Below are 1136 nucleotides of genomic sequence, written 5' to 3' on the forward strand. Positions count from 1 at the left end.
TTTGTTCTGTCTCCTAACCTCCTAACTCCTAACCTCCTTACCTCCTAAGTTTGCCACATATAGTTAGGAAAGAATCAAGTTTGTTCTGTCTCCTAACCTCCTAACTCCTAACCTCCTTACCTCCTAAGTTTGCCACATATAGTTAGGAAAGAATCAAGTTTGTTCTGTCTCCTAACCTCCTAACTCCTAACCTCCTTACCTCCTAACCTCCTTATCTCCTAACCTCCTAACTCCTTACCTCCTAAGTTTGCCACATATAGTTAGGAAAGAATCAAGTTTATTCTGTTTCCTACCTCCTATCTCCTACCTCCTATCTCCTAACCTCCTAATCTCCTTACCTCCTAACTCCTTACCTCCTAAGTTTGGAGTAAATAATGGTAAATCAACCAGCTAAGAATTTTCAAGACTTGATTGTCTGGCGCAAAGCCCATGAATTCGTTTTGTTAATTTACCCTTTTAGTCAAAATTTTCCTAACTCTGAAACCTATGGATTAATTTCTCAGTTGAGACGCGCCTCTGTTTCTGTTCCAGCCAACATAGCTGAGGGCTTTAGAAGAAAAACTCTGCCTGATAAGTTGCGGTTTTTGAATATAGCCCAAAGTTCATTGGAAGAATGCCGATACTACTTAATTTTGGCAAAAGACCTTAACTATGGTGACAGCACTAGACTAATGCAGAAATTGGACGAAGTGAGCAAGCTACTGAATTCTTATGCCTACAAAATCGAGCAAAGGAGTAGGAGATGAGGAGAGAAGTAGATAAGGAGGTAAGGAGGTAATAAGGTAAGGAGACAGGAGGTTAGGAGATAAGGAGATTAGGAGGTTAGGAGATTAGGAGGTTAGGAGACAGAATACAGGAGACAGTAGACAGAATAAACAATCAATTTTATTCTTTCCTTATAGGGCTAATTATGCACCCTTATAACTCCCAACTCCTAAACTCCTTACCTCCTAAATACTAACTCCTTACCTCCTCATCTCCTTCCCTCCTCAAAACAACCATTCACAAAGAGGAAAAAATTATGAGCGAAATGCCCTTTGGGTTTACCTGGTGTTATGAACAAACCGATTATGAGGATGAACAATGTAACGTTTTAGTTATTGGGGAACCGGAGGATGTTCCCCCCCTGGATATCA

General features: G+C 40.4%; 1 protein-coding gene. It reads left to right on the forward strand.

Going from position 1 to position 1136, the window contains the following annotated elements; all coding sequences use genetic code 11:
- The first annotated feature begins 374 nt into the window (after positions 1-374).
- On the forward strand, positions 375-746 hold the full coding sequence (locus tag F6K38_RS42685; protein ID WP_287360953.1) for a four helix bundle protein: 372 nt from the start codon (positions 375-377) through the stop codon (positions 744-746).
- Positions 747-1136 lie beyond the last annotated feature (390 nt).

The organism is Moorena sp. SIO3B2 (assembly GCF_010692525.1).
Classification (GTDB): domain Bacteria; phylum Cyanobacteriota; class Cyanobacteriia; order Cyanobacteriales; family Coleofasciculaceae; genus Moorena; species Moorena producens.